Genomic DNA, 15,397 nt, shown 5'->3' with positions numbered 1-15,397 from the left:
ATAAGGCTATATCTAACTTACGAATACACAATACAACCTAAATCGTTAACGCCGTTTTCGGCGGGCACGATGGATAAAAACGCTTCATAAAAATGAGTTCATCATCAGATACTACAAACACTGTAGAAATAAACAAGTACAGTAAAACCTTTACCCAGGATGAAACACAACCTGCGGCAAAAGCCATGCTTTACGGGATAGGCCTTACAGATGATGACATGCAAAAAGCACAGGTTGGTGTAGCCAGCATGGGTTACGATGGTAACACGTGTAACATGCACCTTAACGATCTTGCCAAATTGGTTAAACAGGGTATTTGGGATGAAGATATGGTGGGCCTGATATTCCACACCATCGGCGTAAGCGATGGCATGAGCAACGGTACCGAAGGTATGCGCTACTCGCTAATGAGCCGCGATATTATCGCAGATTCTATCGAAGCGGTTACAGGCGCTCAATACTACGATGGTTTAATAACCCTGCCGGGCTGTGATAAGAATATGCCGGGCTCTATCATGGCAATGGGCCGTTTAAACCGCCCCTCAATTATGGTATATGGTGGAACAATAAAACCGGGCCACTGGAAAGGTGAAGACCTTAATATCGTATCGGCTTTTGAAGCTTTAGGTAAAAAGATAGCAGGGCAAATTACTCCCGAAGATTTTATTGGTGTTATAAAAAATGCCTGTCCAAGCGCGGGTGCCTGTGGTGGTATTTACACGGCTAATACCATGGCTGCCGCTATCGAGGCATTGGGCATGAGTTTGCCTTACTCCTCATCAAACCCAGCTTTAAGCGATGATAAAAAAGCAGAGTGTTTGGCTGCCGGCAAAGCCATTAAAATACTTTTAGAAAAAGACATCAAACCATCAGACATCATGACCCGTGCGGCTTTCGAGAACGCGATAGTGATCATTATGGTTCTTGGTGGTTCTACCAACGCGGTATTGCACTTAATTGCTATGGCCAAAAGTGTTGGCGTCAGAGTAACCCAGGATGATTTTCAAACCGTAAGTAACCGCATCCCGGTACTGGCCGATATGAAGCCCAGCGGTAAATACATGATGGAAGACCTGCATAACATTGGCGGAGTACCCGCAGTGATGAAATATTGCCTTGCACAAGGCTGGCTTGACGGCAGTTGCCTTACTGTAACAGGTAAAACTATCGCCGAAAATTTAGAAACCGTTCCTGCATTGGATTTCGATGCGCAAAAGATCATATTACCTGTAGAGCATGCTATAAAAGCGACCGGTCATTTACAGATTCTTTACGGCAACCTTGCTGAAGGCGGAAGCGTTGCTAAGATTACCGGTAAAGAGGGCACCAGCTTTGAAGGCCCTGCCCGTGTATTTGATGGAGAATTTGAGCTGATCCACGGCATTACAAGCGGCTTTGTTAAAAAAGGCGATGTAGTGGTTATCCGTAATGTAGGCCCTAAGGGAGCGCCGGGCATGCCCGAAATGCTGAAACCAACCTCTGCCATATTTGGCGCGGGCTTGGGTAGTTCGGTAGCGCTAATTACCGATGGCCGTTTTAGTGGTGGCACACACGGTTTCGTGGTAGGCCACATTACACCAGAGGCTTATGATGGTGGTGGTATTGCCTTTGTAAAAGACGAAGACAGGATCTTTATTGATGCGATAAACCGCACCATTAACGTAATGATAAGCGACGAAGAATTTGCCGCCCGCAAAGCCGCCTGGAAACAACCGGCTTTAAAAGTAAGCAAAGGGCTTTTATACCGCTACGCCAAAACCGTAAGCAATGCTGCCGAAGGTTGCGTAACCGATGAAATGCCGTAATTAGATTAAGATTAAAAGATAATAGAATAGAATAAAATCGGTGTTTCAAAAGCATCGGCGTAATCACAGAATAATGGAAACACAAACAATCACACAACAAATCGGTGAAGTCGAAGAGCAATCGGTGAAATCACCAGTAGTACAACTATCAGGATCGGAAGCATTATTAGAAGCCCTGATCGTGGAAGGTGTGGATACCATTTTTGGTTACCCCGGCGGTGCTATTATGCCAATTTATGATGCTTTATATGATTACAGCGACAAACTTAACCACATCCTTGTTCGCCACGAGCAAGGTGGCATACATGCCGGTCAGGGTTACGCGCGTTCATCGGGCAAGGTAGGTGTTGTTTTTGCGACCAGCGGCCCCGGTGCCACCAACTTAGTCACCGGTTTAGCCGATGCGCAGATAGACAGCACACCGCTGGTTTGTATCACCGGCCAGGTATTCGCACACCTTTTAGGTACGGATGCCTTCCAGGAAACAGATGTAATAAACATTACAACACCTGTTACTAAATGGAATTACCAGGTAACCGATGCTACTGAGATCCCCGAGGTGCTTGCTAAGGCATTTTACATTGCCAAAAGCGGCCGTCCCGGCCCCGTATTGATAGACATTACCAAGAACGCGCAGATCCAGAAGTTCGATTACGAAGGCTATATTAAATGTAACCATATCCGTAGCTACAGGCCAAAACCTATTGTTCGCCCGCAGTATATACAAGAGGCTGCCGAACTGATCAATGCTGCCAAAAAACCATTTATATTATGGGGACAAGGCGTAATATTAGGTAGTGCCGAGCAGGAGTTTAAAACTTTTGTTGAAAAGAGCGGCATTCCCGCTGCATGGACTATCCTTGGTGCGGGCGCTATCCCCACGGACCATCCACAAAACGTAGGTATGCTGGGTATGCACGGCAACTACGGGCCAAATGTGCTAACTAACGAGTGTGATGTATTGATCGCTATAGGTATGCGTTTTGACGACCGCGTAACAGGCCGCCTTGATAAGTATGCCAGGCAGGCAAAGGTGATCCATTTGGATATTGACCCTGCCGAGATAGACAAAAATGTAAAATCTGCCGTGCCAGTTTGGGGCGATTGTAAAGAGACCATCCCAATGCTTACCGCGTTGGTAGAAGAAAAACTGCACACGGAATGGCTTGATAAATTCAACGATTACACCCGTCAGGAAGTTGAGCAGGTTATCCATAATGAACTTAACCCCACCACGGGCGAAATGACCATGGGCGAGGTGATCAAACAATTAAACGAGATCACCAAAGGTGAAGCAATTATTGTTACCGATGTAGGCCAGCATCAAATGGTGGCTTGCCGTTACGCGCAATTCAATAACACGCGCAGCAACGTTACCAGCGGTGGTTTAGGCACCATGGGCTTTGCTCTGCCTGCAGCCATCGGCGCTAAGTTTGGCGCGCAAGACCGTACCGTCGTTGCCATTATTGGCGACGGTGGTTTCCAGATGACCTGCCAGGAACTGGGTACTATTATGCAAAGCGGCATAGATGTAAAGATCATCATCCTGAACAATCGTTTCCTGGGCATGGTTCGCCAATGGCAGGAACTGTTCAACTCGCGCCGTTACTCGTTCGTGGATATCCAAAGCCCCGATTTTGTGGCATTGGCTGCGGCTTACCGCATCCCCGGCAAAGTGATAGATGACCGTAAGGACCTGCCATCAGCATTAAACGAAATGTTAAATAACCCGGGTTCGTTCCTTTTAGAAGTAATGGTAACCAAAGAGAACAATGTGTTCCCTATGGTACCGCAAGGTTGCAGTGTAAGCGAGATCAGGTTAAAGTAAACCCCACCTAAATCCTCTTCATAAGAGAGGACTTAAACAAACAAAAAACAACATGGAAACTCAGGATAACGAAAAGCAGGAATTTAACATAACGGTTTACACCGAAAACCAGATAGGTTTACTTAACCGCATTGCCATCATATTCACGCGTCGTAAAATAAATATCGATAGTTTGAACACCTCTCCTTCTGAGATTGAGAGCATCCACCGTTTTAACATCGTGATAACCGAATCTGAAGAGGTGGTGCGCAAGCTAACCCGCCAGATAGAAAAACAGGTAGAGGTATTGAAAGTATATTACCACACCAATGCCGATGTTATTTGGCAGGAACTGGCCTTATACAAAGTCTCTACCGATGTTATTGCCGAGAAGGTAAGCGTAGAACGTTTGCTGCGCGAAAATGGCGCACGTGTGGTGGTTTTACGTAAGGACTATACCGTGTTTGAAACCACAGGCCATCGCGAAGAAACTGATAATCTGATCAGCATTTTACAACCTTACGGGCTTATTGAATTTGTACGCAGCGCACGCGTGGCCATCATCAAAAACAGCGAAGGCTTTAACAGCAAACTGCGCGAATTTGAAAGGCTTGAACCGGGCGAGGACGTTATTGAGAACGAATACCTTAATAAAGGACAAAAAGTATTTACAATGTAAATGCGAAGAGTAAAGAAATAAGACAGAAAACAGAACGAATTATAAATCACAATAAAAGAGTAAATCTGTGAAATCATCTAAATCGGTGAAATCGCAAAAAATCAAAAAACCAAAACAATGGCAAAACTAAATTTCGGCGGTAGTGAAGAAAATGTAGTAACCCGCGAAGAGTTCCCTTTAGCAAAAGCTCAGGACGTATTAAAGGATGAAGTTGTAGCAGTAATTGGCTATGGCGTTCAGGGTCCGGGCCAGGCGCTCAACCAAAAAGACAATGGCATTAACGTAATTGTTGGCCAGCGTAAAGGCACAAAAACATGGGATAAAGCAATTAACGATGGCTTTGTACCCGGCGAAACCCTTTTTGAAATTGAAGAAGCCCTTGAAAGAGGAACCGTAATTTGCTATTTATTAAGCGATGCTGCACAGATAGCTTTATGGCCAACTGTTAAAAAACACTTAACCCCGGGTAAAGCACTTTATTTCTCTCATGGTTTTGGTATCACTTTTAATGAGCAAACCGGCATTATCCCTCCTGCGGATGTGGATGTATTTTTGGTTGCCCCTAAAGGTTCGGGTACGTCATTACGCCGTATGTTCTTGCAAGGCCGTGGCTTAAACTCAAGCTACGCGATCTTCCAGGATGCTACGGGCAAAGCTTTTGAGCGTGTTATCGCTTTAGGTATTGCTGTTGGTAGCGGTTACCTGTTCGAAACAGATTTCCGTAAAGAAGTTTACAGCGATTTAACCGGCGAGCGTGGTACGCTAATGGGCTGTATCCAGGGTATTTTTGCTGCACAGTACGAAGTTTTGCGTGCTAACGGTCACTCACCTTCAGAATCGTTCAACGAAACAGTTGAAGAGCTTACCCAATCGCTAATGCCGTTAGTTGCAGAGAACGGTATGGACTGGATGTACGCAAATTGTTCAACCACTGCACAACGCGGCGCTTTAGACTGGTGGAAAAAATTCCGTGATGCCACTAAACCGGTATTTGAAGACCTATACAAAAGCGTTGCGACCGGTGTTGAATCACAAAAATCTATCGACAGCAACAGTAAGGATGATTACCGTGAAAAATTAGACGCGGAATTGAAAGAATTACGCGACAGTGAATTATGGCAGGCAGGCAAAACAGTACGTAGTTTACGCCCCGAAAACCAGGCTGTAGAAGCATAAGAACCCCTTACCCCCCTGAAAGGGAATAGAGAAATAATAGTTAGCGATGGGTTTTATACCCATCGCTATTGTAGATAATAAGAACATGGGACAAACATTATTCGACAAAATTTGGGATGCGCACGTCGTCAGTAGCAACGAGGGCTTTCCCGATATTTTATACATCGATACACACTTCATTCACGAGGTAACCAGCCCACAGGCATTTGATGGTTTGCGCACAAGGGGGTTACCGGTTTTCAGGCCCCAACAAACCGTTGCCACGGCCGATCACAACGTCCCTACCTGGGACCAGCACTTACCCATTAAAGAAGAACTTTCCCGATACCAGGTTGATATGCTCACCAAAAACTGCGCAGAGTTCGGTATCGAACTTTACGGTTTAGGGCATCCATTCCAGGGTATCGTCCACGTTATAGGCCCCGAGTTGGGCATCACCCGTCCGGGTGGCACTTATGTTTGTGGTGACAGCCATACTTCAACACACGGCGCCTTCGGTGCCATAGCGTTTGGTATAGGCACATCACAGGTAGAGCAGGTTATGGCTACCCAATGTTTACTTCAACAACGCCCTAGAAGGATGAAAATTGAAGTGAACGGCAAATTACAAAAAGGCGTTGGCGCAAAAGATATCATCCTGTACATCATCGCGCAGATCTCTGCCGCGGGCGGTACGGGTTACGCGGTAGAATATGCCGGCGATACCATCCGTGGTTTAAGCATGGAAGGGCGCATGACCATCTGTAACATGAGCATCGAAATGGGTGCCCGTTGCGGATTGATAGCGCCTGATGATACTACTATCAATTACGTAAAAGGCCGCGAATTTGCGCCAAAAGGCGAAGAGTGGGATAAGGCAGCAGCTTACTGGCAAACTTTATACTCGGATGAAGATGCAGATTTTGACAGTGTACTAACTTTTAATGCCGAAGATATTGAACCGATGATCACCTACGGTACCAATCCGGGTATGGGCATTGGTGTTACACAGCACGTTCCCGAAACTGCTTCGTTCGAACAGAAAGAGCAAGGCTCATACAAAAAAGCCCTTGACTACATGGGCCTGCATGACGATGAATCGCTTTTAGGCAAACCTATCGATTACGTGTTTATCGGCAGCTGTACCAACAGCCGTATCGAAGACCTGCGAGAGGTTGCAGAGTTTGTAAAAGGCAAACACAAGGCAGATAATGTAGTGGTTTGGGTTGTTCCAGGGTCGAAACAAGTACAGGAACAAGCCATCCGCGAAGGCCTTGATAAGATCTTTGACGCGGCAGGTTTCCCGTTACGCGAACCGGGCTGCAGCGCATGTTTAGGTATGAATGAAGATAAGATCCCGGCAGGTAAATACTGTGTATCAACCTCCAACAGAAATTTCGAAGGCAGGCAAGGGCCAAACTCGCGTACCTTCCTGGCAAGCCCGTTAACCGCGGCAGCCAGTGCAATTACAGGAGTTGTTACAGATATCCGTTCATTTCTTAATCAGGAGGAATTAGTGTAATGTCAACTAAAATATTTAAACACATACAAACCAGCGTGGTGCCTCTGCCGATCGAAAATATCGATACGGACCAGATCATCCCTGCCCGGTTTTTAAAGGCCACCACCCGCGAGGGTTTTGGCAATAATTTATTTCGTGACTGGCGTTTTGATAACGACGGCAACCCAAAACAGGACTTTGTACTTAACGAGCCGAAATACGGCGGCAAGATCCTGGTAGCAGGCAAAAACTTTGGTTGCGGCAGTAGCCGTGAACATGCCGCCTGGGCCATTGCCGATTATGGTTTTGATGCCGTAGTAAGCAGTTTCTTCGCTGATATCTTTAAAGGTAACGCGTTAAACAACGGATTGCTGCCGGTACAGGTGAGCGATGATTTCCTGAAAAAGTTGTTCGAGGTAATCGATGCCGACCCGCATGCCGAAGTGGAGATAGACCTGGTTGACCAGTTCATCAAAATCGTTAAAACAGGCGAGCAGGAAAACTTTGAGGTTAACGCTTATAAAAAAGCCTGCATGACCAATGGGTACGATGATATTGACTACATCCTGAGCAAAAAGGAATTAGTTGAGGAATTTGAACAGAGGTAACAGGTTAAAGCTGAAAGACCAAATGAACAGTGAAATATGAATCAAAACAAAGAGATAAAACGGGAAGGGAAAGGCACCGCTAAGTTATTTGACGAGCGCAGCCTGGAAGCCGACTATTCCACACTACCTCCCCTGCTTAAGCAAGGCTGGCGCGTGCTGGATATCGGTTGCGGAACCGGGGCTATCTCTAAAGGCATAGCCCAAAAGGTTGGTTCGGAAGGGCACGTAACGGGGATAGATAATACGCCGTACTTTATTGAAAGCGGTAAAGAAACGTATGCTGATGTTACTAATTTGGAATTGCTTAATGCCGACCTGTTCACGTTTGAGCCAAAAGAAAAATTCAATCTTATAGTAGCCGCGAGGGTACTGCAATGGTTGAACAACCCGCAGGAGGCTGTGGTGAAATTAACAAGTATGCTAAAGCCGGGTGGCATATTATCCGTTTTGGATTATAACCACGAAGCTTTAGAGTGGCAGCCAAATCCACCTGCAAGTATGCGCCAGTATTACGCCACCTTTTTAAGATGGCGCGGCGACGCGGGCATGAACAACCACATTGCCGAAGACCTGCCCGGTTACTTTACCGAAGCTGGTTTAAGCCAGGTTGAGGTTTTGGATGCAAATGAATATTACAAAAAGGGAGATGCAAACTTCCTGTCGAAAATAGGGATCTGGTCGTCGGTAGCTAAATCAACCCAGATGGTTGAGGAAGGTTACATAACAGATGATGACCGCTTGAAGGCCATCGATGATTATAACAAATGGATTGAAAGCGACGCGCAACTGATGGTGATGAAACTAAAAGAAGTGCGCGGGACTAACGTATAAAACACAATGGGAGTTAAAAAACACATATTAGTAATACCCGGTGATGGTATTGGGCCTGAGGTTACCACCTGGGGTAAAGCCGTATTAGAAAAAATTGGTGTCGATTTTGGCCATGAGTTCACTTTTGACGAAGCCCTGATGGGCCACGCAGGAATTGAAGCAACAGGCAACCCGTTGCCAGATGAAACATTAGCAAAAGCCAAAGCCAGTGATGCCATCCTTTTCGGTGCCATCGGTCATATCAAATACGATAACGATCCATCTGCAAAGGTCCGCCCGGAACAAGGTCTACTGAAAATCCGTAAGGAACTTGGTCTATACGCCAACCTACGCCCTATTATGCTTTTTGATGAGCTGCTGGATGCATCAAGCTTAAAGCCTGAGATACTAAAGGGAACAGATATCCTGTTCTTTCGTGAATTGACCGGCGACGTTTATTTTGGCGAAAAGAAACGCAGTGAAGATCGTAATACTGCTTCCGATCTGATGATCTATCACCGATATGAAGTAGAGCGCATTGCTACCAAAGCATTTGAAGCTGCCCGTGTACGTGGCAAAAGGCTCTGCTCGGTAGATAAGGCAAATGTGCTGGAATCATCACGCCTTTGGCGCGAGGTGGTACAAGAACTTGCCAAGCAATACCCCGATGTAGAGACCGAACACATGTTTATTGACAACGCAGCCATGCAACTGGTTAAAAACCCTAAAAAGTTTGATGTGGTATTAACCGCCAACCTTTTTGGTGATATTCTTACCGATGAAGCTTCGCAAATAGCAGGCTCTATGGGGATGCTGGCATCCGCATCAATTGGTGATGGTACGGGTTTCTTTGAGCCTATCCACGGTTCGGCACATGATATTGCCGGTCAGGATAAAGCTAATCCGCTCGCATCAATGCTATCGGTATCCCTGATGTTAGAGATTGCCTTTGGCCTTAAGGATGAAGCTAAAAAGATAACCGACGCTATTGACAAAACTTTAAAAGGTGGTTACCGCACCGGCGACATTGCTGACGTTAACACCGACAAAAGCAAAATATTAGGCACAAAAGCCATGGGGCAAAAAGTATTGGAATACTTGTAGTGAGATGTGCAGATGCGAAAGTAGGCAGATGTGCAAATGAGCTACCCCAATGAACTAATCAACCATTGAACAAATTAACTACAATGAAATGGAACGCTGAATTATATGACGACAAACATTCCTTCGTATTTCAATACGGAGAGAATGTGCTGGAATTACTTAATGCGAAACCGGGCGAGCATATCCTCGACCTTGGTTGCGGTACCGGCTATTTAGCCAGCGAGATCCAAAAACTTGGCTGCATGGCTACCGGTATCGATGCTTCGCCGGAGATGATTGAGAAAGCGCGTGCAACCTACCATAACGCAGATTTCTTTGTTGCCGATGGCGCTGACTTTGAATTTGACAATAAGTTTGATGCCGTGTTTTCTAACGCTGCGTTGCACTGGATAAAAAACGTTGATGGCGCTATCAGCTCTGTTTACAATGCGCTTAAACCCGGTGGCCGTTTTGTTGCCGAGATGGGTGGAAAGGGTAACGTACAGCAAACAGTTGCAGCAACTACATTAATATTAAATAAGCACGGTTATAAAATACCACAGGACGGTAACCCATGGTATTTCCCATCGACTGCAGAATATGCTACCAAACTGGAAGCAGCAGGTTTTAGGGTAACATTTGCAGCACACTTCGACCGTAAAACGCAACTTCAGGATGGGCACCAGGGTGTAACCATGTGGTTAACCATGTTTGGCTCATCATTTTTTGCAGAAGTACCGGAAGATAAACTATTACAAATATTAAATGAAATTGCCGACGAACTTGAGCCCCACTATAACGATAACGGGCAATGGTACTCGGATTATAAGAGATTAAGATTTACAGCAATTAAAGAGTAGCAAGTAAATAGTATCAAGTATCGAGACCTAAAACTCGGCACATGATACCAAAATCTTGATACTTTATACTAACTACTTGATACTAAAAAAGAAAATTATGTTACACGATCCTAACCGCGTTTACGTTTTTGATACTACGCTTCGCGATGGCGAACAGGTACCGGGGTGCCAATTAACCACCCCCGAAAAGATCGATATAGCCCGCGAACTCGAAACACTGGGCGTAGATATTATAGAGGCAGGTTTCCCCGTGTCAAGCCCGGGCGATTTTATGAGTGTCGTAGAGATCTCTAAAGCCGTAAAAGAGCCCGTTGTTTGCGCGCTTACCAGGGCCAACAAAACAGATATTGATGTAGCAGTAGAGTCCTTGAAATATGCGAAACGCCCGCGAATCCACACAGGTATTGGGTCGTCAGACCAGCACATTAAACACAAATTCAACAGCACACGCGAAGAAATTTTAGAGCGTGCGGTTGAAGCTGTTAGGTACGCCAAAAAATCTGTAGAGGATATCGAGTTCTATGCAGAAGATGCCGGCCGTGCCGATTCGGCCTTTTTAGCCCAAATGGTTGAAGCGGTAATTGCCGCGGGTGCAACCGTGGTAAACATCCCCGATACCAACGGCTACTGCCTGCCAGACCAGTACGGCGCTAAGATCAAATATCTGAAAGAGCATGTTAAAAATATCGACCAGGCCATTATCTCGGTACATTGCCATAACGATCTTGGCCTGGCAACGGCCAACTCTATTGCCGGTTTACAAAATGGTGCCCGCCAGATAGAAGGCACCATCAACGGCATTGGTGAGCGTGCAGGTAATACCTCTATCGAAGAGGTGGTAATGATCCTGAAAACACATGCGATACTTGGCTTGCATACCAATGTAAACAGCAAAAACTTTTTTGAAATGAGCCGCATGATCAGCAGCCAAATGCGTATGCCGGTGCAGCCAAACAAGGCTATTGTGGGTAGCAATGCATTTGCGCACAGCAGTGGAATTCACCAGGATGGCTTTTTGAAGAACCGTGAGAACTATGAGATCATTCGCCCGGAGGATGTTGGTTTTCCAAGCGCAAGCATTGTGTTGACTGCACGTAGTGGACGCCATGCGCTTAAATTCCATTTGGAAAGATTAGGCCATAAATTAGATAAAGACGAACTATACGAGGTTTACAAAACCTTTTTAACGCTTGCTGATGCTAAGCTGGATATAAATGATGACGACCTGCAAGGCCTTATGGCGCACAGGTTGGTAAAGAACTAAGTGATGGATACAGCAACGGAAGTACATTTGGATTTTGAAGCGGCCTACGAGCGTCTTAAAGATGTGGTAAAGCATACCCCTTTGGAGTATAACGAGGGGCTGTCGGCAAAATACGAATGCAAAATATATTTAAAACGCGAAGACCTGCAGATAGTACGCTCTTACAAATTACGCGGGGCGTACAATCTTATCGCGCAACTAAGCCAGCAACAATTAGATAAAGGCGTGGTATGCGCAAGCGCGGGTAACCATGCGCAAGGCGTGGCTTATTCCTGTAAAAAGAAAAACATTAAAGGCATCATTTACATGCCCGAGATAACCCCAAAACAAAAAGTTAAGCAAACAGAAATGTTTGGTAACGGAAACGTGGAGCTGGTTTTAACCGGCGATACTTTCGACGACTGCCTGCGTGAAGCTTTGATCTACACCAAAGAGCACGACGTAGAGTTTATCCCCCCGTTTGATGATTACCGGACTATTGAAGGCCAGGGAACTGTTGGCGTGGAGATACTGCAGGACTTGCCGCATTTCGACGTAGCCATTATGCCAATTGGCGGTGGTGGTTTAGCTGCGGGTATGGGTACATATTTAAAGCAACAACTCCCAAATATTACGTTAATAGGTGTTGAGCCCGAAGGTGCGCCATCAATGCTAACATCTATAAACAATGGCGAAAATACTGCACTTGGCGACATTGACCGTTTTGTGGATGGTGCAGCCGTTAAACGCGTGGGTGATAAAACCTTTGCTATTTGCCGCGAAATACTGGATCACATGCTTACCGTCCCCGAAGGGAAAGTTTGTACCACCATATTAAAATTATACAACGAGGATGCCATAGTGGTTGAACCGGCCGGTGCACTGTCAGTTACTGCGCTTGATGCTGTAAAGGATCGGATAAAAGGTAAAACTGTGGTTTGCGTAATAAGCGGGGGCAATAACGATATTGACCGCATGCAGGAGATCAAAGAGAAATCGTTGCTTTACGAAGGCCTCAAGCATTACTTTATCGTGCGGTTCCCGCAACGCCCGGGTGCGCTTAAGTTATTCGTGAACAGCGTGCTTGCCCCCGGTGATGACATTACCCGTTTCGAATTTATCAAGAAAAACTCCAAAGAGAACGGCCCCGCCCTAGTAGGCATCGAACTAAAAAATGCGGAGGACTACCCCGCCCTTTTAGAGCGCATGGCAGAGCACCGTTTTGAAGTGATAGAACTGAACAGGGATAAGACTTTGTTTGAATATTTGGTGTAATTCAAACATTGATTATAACAATAAACGCCGGGTTCAAGCCTGGCGTTTGTTTTTATGATCCCACGCGTTATTGCTATAAAGGTAAGAAGCAATCTCTTTAAGCAAATCCGCATGCAAAGTGTATAATTGTCTTAAAGAGATTGCTTCGTACCTCGCAATGACGAATGTTCACTTACTTCCCATCCAATACTTTCATCGCCTCCAATGCAGCTATCTGCCCCGAGATCAAAGCAGGCGGTACACCCGGCCCGGGAACAGTTAGCTGGCCCGTAAACAATAGGTTTTTAATATGCTTTGCACGCATGCTTGGTTTAAAAAACGCGGTTTGGGCAAGGGTGTTAGCCAACCCGTAGGCGTTCCCTTTAAAAGAATTGTAATCTGCTTTAAAATCCTTAAGTGCATAACTGCGGTTGACTACAATATTATCGCGGATACTTTGGCCGGTAATAGCTTCAAACCTATCAATCATCACCTTAAAATATTTTTCGCGGGTAGTTTCGTCATCATCCAGGCCGGGAGCTATTGGCATTAAAAAGAAAAGGTTCTCCCCTCCTTCGGGCGCGGCCTCGTGGTCTGTTTTAGATGTACAGCAAACGTAAAACAATGGTTTACTTGGCCATTGCGGGTCTTTATAGATCTCTTTGGCATGCAGCTCAAAATCTTCGTCAAAAAACAGGTTATGATGTTGAATGCCTTCTACTTTTTTGTTCGTCCCAATATAAAATAGTAAACTGGAGGGCGACATGGTGCGCTTGTCCCAGTATTTTTCGCTGTAGTTTCTGTCTGATTTATTTAAAACATGCTGGTCGATATGCTCATAATCTGCGCCGGCTATTACAAAATCTGCCTGGTAGTCGCCGTTTTTGGTTTGGATGGTTTTTGCCTGGCAATCGGCAACATCAATTTTGGTTACCTCCGTGTTTAGTCTGATGTCGACACCATAGCTTTCGGCAACGCTTACCATGGCTTTAACAATTTCATTCATGCCCCCCATGGGGTACCATGTACCAAGGGCAAGGTCGGCGTGGTTCATCATGCTGTACATTGCCGGGGTATCCTGCGGGGTAGCGCCCAGGAATAGCACCGGGAACTCCAGCAATTTTATCAGTTTAGGGTTTTTAAAATATTGGCGTACGTGGCTACTCATGTTAGTAAGCAACTGCATGCTAAAACTTTTACGGATGAGGTTAAAGTCGATAAACTCTGTAATAGAATGCGAAGGACGGAAAACGTACTCGCCCATGCCTACTTTATATTTGTAGGCGGCCTGCGCTAAAAACTTACGCAACCCTGAACTGCTGCCGGGTTCAATCTCGTTGAAGAGTTTTTCCAGTTTGCCCATGTTTGCGGGTACATCCAGTACATCATCCTTACCATAATAAACACGGTAACCGGGATCAAGGCGTTTCAGATCGTAAAAATCAGATGGTTTTTTACCGAATATGGCGAAGAAGTTCTCGAACACATCGGGCATCCAATACCAGCTTGGGCCCATGTCAAACTTAAAACCACCTTTCTCCCAAATACGCGCGCGGCCGCCGGGCTGGTCATTCTTTTCCAAAACGGTAACCTTATAACCCTCTTTTGCCAGTACACAAGCCGAGGCCAATCCTGCAAAACCCGCCCCAATTACAATAATTTGCTTTTTCGCATCCATCAGCAGCCAAATTAAGCAAATACTTGTAAGCAAGTAAAAAACAATACAGCTTACATTTTGTACTTTTGGGTAATGAACCTGTTTGACGAAACGTGCTTTGAATGCAGCAAGCTGATAACCACCAAATACAGTACTTCTTTTAGTACGGGTATTAAAGCGTTCGACCAGCGTTTTAGGTACCCCATTTATGCCATTTATGGGTTTGTGCGCTACGCGGACGAGATAGTCGACACTTTTTACGACCACGACCAGCGCCTACTGATAGACGAGTTTAAAGAAGAAACTTTTAAGGCTATCGACCGTGGCATTAGCACCAATCCGGTATTGCACTCTTTTCAGCAGGTTGTCAATCATCACAACATTGATAAAGACCTGATCGAAGCCTTCCTCAGTTCCATGAAAATGGACCTGGATAAAACGGCTTATGACAACGATGGCTATAAAACATATATCTATGGCTCGGCCGAGGTTGTTGGTTTAATGTGCCTGCAAATCTTTTGCGAGAACGATGTATCGCTGTATGATCAGTTAGTCCCAAAGGCAAAAAGCTTGGGTTCGGCATTTCAGAAAATAAACTTTTTGAGGGATATTAAGTCAGATTATGAAGACCGTGGTCGTACTTATTTCCCCGAGGTCGATTTTACAAACTTTACCGAAACGGATAAAAAAATCATTGAGACTGATATCAAACAAGATTTTGATGACGCATTCGAAGGCATTAAACTATTGCCAAAAGGAAGCCGACTGGGCGTTTATGTAGCGTATGTTTATTACCTTCAGTTATTTAAAAAAATAAAGGCAACCACGGCATTTACTATTATGCAAAAAAGGATAAGGGTTTCTAATACGCAAAAGCTAAGCCTTTATTTTAAGGCCAGGCTTCATCAAAAACTTAATATAATTTAGAACAAGCA

The 15,397-nt window shown here is 45.3% G+C and carries 13 protein-coding genes; 12 read left to right on the top strand and 1 reads right to left on the bottom strand.

Features of this window, described 5'->3' with window-relative positions; translation table 11 throughout:
* Positions 1-92 precede the first annotated feature (92 nt).
* From ilvD to ilvA, 11 genes are all read left to right on the top strand, one after another.
* The gene (ilvD, locus tag ACVW0P_RS20390; RefSeq protein WP_354429070.1) at positions 93-1,805 is read left to right on the top strand and encodes a dihydroxy-acid dehydratase; all 1,713 of its coding nucleotides are present in this window, start codon (positions 93-95) and stop codon (positions 1,803-1,805) included.
* A 73-nt stretch (positions 1,806-1,878) separates the two neighbouring features.
* Positions 1,879-3,633: a biosynthetic-type acetolactate synthase large subunit gene (gene ilvB / locus ACVW0P_RS20385; protein ID WP_457133705.1), complete on the top strand. Its 1,755-nt coding sequence runs from the start codon at positions 1,879-1,881 to the stop codon at positions 3,631-3,633.
* Positions 3,634-3,685: 52 nt separating this feature from the next.
* A complete protein-coding gene (gene ilvN, locus ACVW0P_RS20380) occupies positions 3,686-4,291 on the top strand; it encodes an acetolactate synthase small subunit (protein WP_354429066.1) in 606 nt (201 codons plus the stop codon).
* A 117-nt stretch (positions 4,292-4,408) separates the two neighbouring features.
* Positions 4,409-5,467: a ketol-acid reductoisomerase gene (gene ilvC / locus ACVW0P_RS20375; RefSeq protein WP_354429064.1), complete on the top strand. Its 1,059-nt coding sequence runs from the start codon at positions 4,409-4,411 to the stop codon at positions 5,465-5,467.
* Positions 5,468-5,552: 85 nt separating this feature from the next.
* On the top strand, positions 5,553-6,968 hold the full coding sequence (gene leuC, locus ACVW0P_RS20370; RefSeq protein WP_457133736.1) for a 3-isopropylmalate dehydratase large subunit: 1,416 nt from the start codon (positions 5,553-5,555) through the stop codon (positions 6,966-6,968).
* Complete coding sequence (leuD, locus tag ACVW0P_RS20365) at positions 6,968-7,555, top strand: 3-isopropylmalate dehydratase small subunit (protein WP_457133704.1); 588 nt, start codon at positions 6,968-6,970, stop codon at positions 7,553-7,555. The genes leuC and leuD overlap by 1 nt, the downstream gene beginning before the upstream one ends.
* 36 nt (positions 7,556-7,591) lie before the next feature.
* Positions 7,592-8,386, top strand: coding sequence for a class I SAM-dependent methyltransferase (locus tag ACVW0P_RS20360; RefSeq protein ID WP_457133703.1), 795 nt, complete (start codon positions 7,592-7,594; stop codon positions 8,384-8,386).
* Between the two features lie 6 nt (positions 8,387-8,392).
* Positions 8,393-9,469, top strand: a complete 1,077-nt coding sequence (leuB, locus tag ACVW0P_RS20355) for a 3-isopropylmalate dehydrogenase (protein WP_457133702.1) — start codon at positions 8,393-8,395, stop codon at positions 9,467-9,469.
* Positions 9,470-9,552: 83 nt separating this feature from the next.
* Complete coding sequence (locus tag ACVW0P_RS20350; protein WP_457133701.1) at positions 9,553-10,308, top strand: class I SAM-dependent methyltransferase; 756 nt, start codon at positions 9,553-9,555, stop codon at positions 10,306-10,308.
* 97 nt (positions 10,309-10,405) lie between these two features.
* On the top strand, positions 10,406-11,572 hold the full coding sequence (locus tag ACVW0P_RS20345) for a 2-isopropylmalate synthase (RefSeq protein ID WP_354429053.1): 1,167 nt from the start codon (positions 10,406-10,408) through the stop codon (positions 11,570-11,572).
* A 3-nt stretch (positions 11,573-11,575) separates the two neighbouring features.
* Positions 11,576-12,826, top strand: a complete 1,251-nt coding sequence (gene ilvA / locus ACVW0P_RS20340) for a threonine ammonia-lyase IlvA (RefSeq protein WP_457133700.1) — start codon at positions 11,576-11,578, stop codon at positions 12,824-12,826.
* Between the two features lie 172 nt (positions 12,827-12,998).
* Here the strand turns inward: ilvA and ACVW0P_RS20335 are convergent, their stop codons facing one another.
* Positions 12,999-14,483: a phytoene desaturase family protein gene (locus ACVW0P_RS20335; RefSeq protein ID WP_457133699.1), complete on the bottom strand. Its 1,485-nt coding sequence runs from the start codon at positions 14,481-14,483 to the stop codon at positions 12,999-13,001.
* 72 nt (positions 14,484-14,555) lie between these two features.
* Here ACVW0P_RS20335 and ACVW0P_RS20330 point away from each other — a divergent pair, with 72 nt between their 5' ends.
* Positions 14,556-15,389, top strand: a complete 834-nt coding sequence (locus ACVW0P_RS20330) for a phytoene/squalene synthase family protein (protein ID WP_457133698.1) — start codon at positions 14,556-14,558, stop codon at positions 15,387-15,389.
* The last annotated feature ends 8 nt before the right edge of the window (positions 15,390-15,397 follow it).

Source organism: Mucilaginibacter sp. UYNi724 (genome assembly GCF_054057495.1).
This window is presented reverse-complemented; position numbering and strand designations above follow the sequence as displayed.

Excerpts from the sequence above, each read along its gene's own strand:
- ilvD (WP_354429070.1), top strand. The coding sequence starts at position 93 with ATGAGTTCATCATCAGATACTACAAACACTGTAGAAATAAACAAGTAC.
- ilvB (WP_457133705.1), top strand. The coding sequence starts at position 1,879 with ATGGAAACACAAACAATCACACAACAAATCGGTGAAGTCGAAGAGCAA.
- ilvN (WP_354429066.1), top strand. The coding sequence starts at position 3,686 with ATGGAAACTCAGGATAACGAAAAGCAGGAATTTAACATAACGGTTTAC.
- ilvC (WP_354429064.1), top strand. The coding sequence starts at position 4,409 with ATGGCAAAACTAAATTTCGGCGGTAGTGAAGAAAATGTAGTAACCCGC.
- leuC (WP_457133736.1), top strand. The coding sequence starts at position 5,553 with ATGGGACAAACATTATTCGACAAAATTTGGGATGCGCACGTCGTCAGT.
- leuD (WP_457133704.1), top strand. The coding sequence starts at position 6,968 with ATGTCAACTAAAATATTTAAACACATACAAACCAGCGTGGTGCCTCTG.
- ACVW0P_RS20360 (WP_457133703.1), top strand. The coding sequence starts at position 7,592 with ATGAATCAAAACAAAGAGATAAAACGGGAAGGGAAAGGCACCGCTAAG.
- leuB (WP_457133702.1), top strand. The coding sequence starts at position 8,393 with ATGGGAGTTAAAAAACACATATTAGTAATACCCGGTGATGGTATTGGG.
- ACVW0P_RS20350 (WP_457133701.1), top strand. The coding sequence starts at position 9,553 with ATGAAATGGAACGCTGAATTATATGACGACAAACATTCCTTCGTATTT.
- ACVW0P_RS20345 (WP_354429053.1), top strand. The coding sequence starts at position 10,406 with ATGTTACACGATCCTAACCGCGTTTACGTTTTTGATACTACGCTTCGC.
- ilvA (WP_457133700.1), top strand. The coding sequence starts at position 11,576 with ATGGATACAGCAACGGAAGTACATTTGGATTTTGAAGCGGCCTACGAG.
- ACVW0P_RS20335 (WP_457133699.1), bottom strand. The coding sequence starts at position 14,483 with ATGGATGCGAAAAAGCAAATTATTGTAATTGGGGCGGGTTTTGCAGGA.
- ACVW0P_RS20330 (WP_457133698.1), top strand. The coding sequence starts at position 14,556 with ATGAACCTGTTTGACGAAACGTGCTTTGAATGCAGCAAGCTGATAACC.